The organism is Mesorhizobium sp. M1E.F.Ca.ET.041.01.1.1, from assembly GCF_003997355.1.
Classification (GTDB): domain Bacteria; phylum Pseudomonadota; class Alphaproteobacteria; order Rhizobiales; family Rhizobiaceae; genus Mesorhizobium.
The window spans coordinates 1-3,751 of the sequence record NZ_RZSL01000570.1; the positions used below are offsets into that span (position 1 = coordinate 1).

The 3,751-nt window shown below is 64.1% G+C and carries 3 protein-coding genes; all 3 read left to right on the plus strand.

Annotated features, from left to right (window positions below; translation table 11 throughout):
• Window positions 1–166 precede the first annotated feature (166 nt).
• On the plus strand, window positions 167–2,275 hold the full coding sequence (locus EOA38_RS30340) for a prolyl oligopeptidase family protein (RefSeq protein WP_127300968.1): 2,109 nt from the start codon (window positions 167–169) through the stop codon (window positions 2,273–2,275).
• A 50-nt stretch (window positions 2,276–2,325) separates the two neighbouring features.
• On the plus strand, window positions 2,326–2,448 hold the full coding sequence (locus EOA38_RS30345) for a capsid protein (protein WP_066999731.1): 123 nt from the start codon (window positions 2,326–2,328) through the stop codon (window positions 2,446–2,448).
• A 51-nt stretch (window positions 2,449–2,499) separates the two neighbouring features.
• On the plus strand, window positions 2,500–3,751 hold a 1,252-nt coding region (locus EOA38_RS30350; RefSeq protein WP_127300969.1), incomplete at its 3' end, for an aminotransferase.

A 3,751-nucleotide genomic window follows, 5' to 3' on the forward strand; every position in this document is an offset into this window, starting at 1 on the left:
GCAATGTTGCCGGTGAGGAGGCGGCGACCACTAGGGCGAGGGAAGCGACATGCCGGAACGGCACTTCGGCTGGCCCGATCCGCCAAGCCGGGCTCAGGCAGCGTCGCTCTTGAATGTTGGCGCGGCGAACGCGATGTAGGCAGGGCCGCCAGACCCGGAGACCCGTATGACCAGCGCAATGACCAAAACCCACTCTGAATTGGCGCCCGAGGATCCCTTCCTCTGGCTGGAAGACCGCGACGGCAAGGAGGCGCTCGACTGGGTTCATCGCCAGAATGCGGTGACGGTCGGCGAATTGCAGGGCGATCCTTCCTATCAGCCGGCGTTCGAGACCGCGCTCGACCTGATGACCGCTGAGGACAATATCCCGGTAGGGGCGGCACTTGCCGGCCACGTCTATAATTTCTGGCAGGACAAGACCAATGCGCTCGGCCTCTGGCGCCGCGCGCCGGTCGCTTCCTACAAGACCGAAAAGCCGGAATGTGAAACGATCATCGACTTCGACCAGCTCTCGGCCAAAGAGGGCGTCAAATGGGTGTTCGGCGGCGCCAGCCGGCTCTACCCCGATTTCGATCGCTGCCTGCTTTCCATGTCGCCGGACGGCGGCGATGCCAGCGAGATGCGCGAGTTCGACATCGCGACGAAATCCTTCATCGCGGACGGTTTTCGCGCTCCAGCCTCGAAGTCCGGCTTTTCGTGGCTGGACAAGGACACGGTGATCGTCTCGGCGGCCTTCGAGGACGATGACAAGACCCAGTCCGGCTATCCGCGCGTGATCAAGCTCTGGCGACGCGGCACGAAGCTGGAAGATGCAACGCCGATATTCGAGGCCGAGAAGCAGCACCTCGCGGTCGGCGGCGGCGTCGAGTTCGACGGCGACAAGCGGCATGTGCTGCTTGGCAAGACGATCGACTTCTTCACTTCGCACAGCTTCCTGCGGCTGGCTTCGGGCGAGAACCGGCGCATCCCGCTGCCCGACGACGCCACCGACACGGCGATCTTCAAGGGACACCTCGTCTTCGGCGTGCGCAGCCCATGGACCGCGCCCGACGGCACGCGCTGCCTGCCCGACGGGCTCTATTCCGTGGATTTCGAGAGCTGGATCGAAACCGGAACATTCGAACCGATCAAGACGCTGCTCGAACCGGAGCCCCGCGTTTCCGTTGCGGGCCTCGCCAGGACGCAGGACCGGCTGTTCATCAATCTGATGGACAATGTCCGCGGCAAGGTCGTCGTTTGCGACCGCACCGGGAACGGCTGGTCGCTGAAGCCGGTCGGCCTGCCCGACAACGGCAATGTCGGCATCAGCCATGCCGAGCATTTCGGTTCCAGCGTCTCCTTCTCCTTCACCGATTTCCTGACGCCGAGCTCGATCATCTGGTCGGACGACAATGGCGAAACGCTGGCAACCGTGAAGTCACAGCCGGCCCGCTTTGACGCCTCGCCCTATGTTTCGGAGCAGTTCGAGGCGCGCTCGAAGGACGGCACGATGATCCCGTATTTCGTCGTGCGGCGACGCGACCAGCAAGGGCCGGTGCCGGCGCTGCTCTATGGCTACGGCGGCTTCGAAGTGCCGCTCTTGCCCGGCTATGCCGGCATTCGCGGCAGGCTCTGGCTGGACAAGGGCAATGCCTATGTGCAGGCCAATATCCGGGGCGGCGGCGAGTTCGGTCCGGCCTGGCATCAGGCCGCTCTCAAGGGCAGCCGCCAGAAGGCCTTCGACGATTTCGCCGCGGTGGCCGAGGATGTTGTCAGGCGCGGCATCACCACGGCTGCCCAGATCGGCATCCAGGGCGGATCGAATGGCGGCCTGCTCACCGGCGTCTCGCTGACGCAGCGGCCGGAGCTTTTCGGCGCCGTCATCATCGACGTGCCGCTGCTCGACATGCTGCGCTACACCGAACTGCCTCCCGGCGCTTCCTGGATCGCCGAATATGGCGACCCGTCGAAGCCGGAGGAGGCGGCATGGCTTGGCGCCTATTCGCCATATCAGCACATCTCGGCCGGCGCCGCCTATCCGCCGGTGCTGTTGATGACCTCGACCGCTGACGACCGCGTCCATCCCGGTCATGCGCGCAAGATGGCGGCGCGGCTGCAGGCAGCAGGGTACACTAGGACGCTGTTCTTCGAGGAAACCGAAGGCGGACATGGCGGACGCGGCGACCGGCGCCCGCAGGCTGCCCAGACGGCGATGCGCTATGTCTTTCTGCAGCGGGCGCTGAGCATCGGACCGAAAAGTGGAAGCCGGTTTTCGGACGATCCGATGCTAGACTGAAAACGCGGCACGGCTTGAATTCAGTATGGCAGGCAGCTTAAGCTGCCGCCATGGTCCGCATCAGCACATCAGGCGCCTTCGGGGTCGCGGTGACGCCGTCACCGCGCACGCTTCGTGCCGAGCTTTTGCGGCTGTGCGCCCGCATCGGCTATTCGCCGCCCCGTTTCCTCTGACGAATCCGCCCCGGCTCCCGCCGGATTGATTCAAGAGGAAAGATCAAATCCATGACCTATCAGAACTATTCGCTGAAGCAGCTTCAGCAAATCGATGCCGCGCATCACCTTCACCCTTTCACCGACCACAAGGAACTGCGCGAGATCGGCTCGCGCATCATCACCCGCGCCGGCGGCCCGTTCATCTACGATTCCGAAGGAGCGGAAATCCTCGACGGCATGGCGGGCCTTTGGTGCGTCAATGTCGGCTATGGCCGCGACGAACTGGCGGACGCTGCCTATGCCCAGATGAAGGAGCTGCCTTACTACAATTCCTTCTTCAAATGCTCGACGCCGACGCCTGTGCTTTTGTCGAAGAAGCTGGCGGAGCTGGCGCCGAAGCATGTCAGCCAGGTCTTCTACGGCTCCTCCGGCTCGGAGGCCAACGACACGGCGTTGCGGCTCGTCCGCCACTATTGGGCGCTCGAAGGCAAGCCGGAGAAGAACCGCATCATCTCGCGCAAGATGGGTTATCACGGCTCGACGATCGCCGGCACCTCGCTCGGCGGCATGGAGCCGATGCACAAACAGCTTGGCGGAGCGGTGCCCAACATCGTCCATGTGATGATGCCCTATGCCTATGAGCTCGCGCTGCCCGGCGAAAGCGACCATGATTTCGGCATCCGCGCGGCCAAGGCCGTCGAGGACGCGATCCTCGAAGCCGGCGCAGACAAGGTCGCGGCCTTCATCGGCGAGCCAGTGATGGGCGCGGGCGGCGTAAAAATCCCGCCGATGAGCTATTGGCCCGAGGTGCAGCGCATCTGCCGCAAATACGACGTGCTCCTGATGCTCGACGAGGTGATCACCGGCTATGGCCGCACCGGCGAATGGTTCGCGGCGCAGACCTTCGACGTCGAGCCCGACACCATCACCACAGCCAAGGCGTTGACCTCCGGCTACCAGCCGCTGTCGGCGCTGCTGGTCAGTGACCGCATTGCCTCGACCCTGGTCGAGAAGGGCGGCGAGTTCTATCACGGCTACACCTATTCCGGTCATCCGGTCGCCTGCGCGGTGGCGTTGAAGAACCTTGAGATCATCGAGCGGGAGGGCCTCGTCGAACGGGTCAGGACCGACACCGGTCCCTATTTCGCGCAGGCGCTGCAGGAGCGTATCGCCGGCCATAATCTGGTCGGCGAGGTGCGCTCGATCGGCCTCATGGGGGCAATCGAGATCGTCAAGGACAAGGCGACCAAGGAACGCTACCTGCCGTCGGGCAGCGCTGCCGTCGTCGTCCGCGACCACGCGATCTCGCAAGGCATGATGC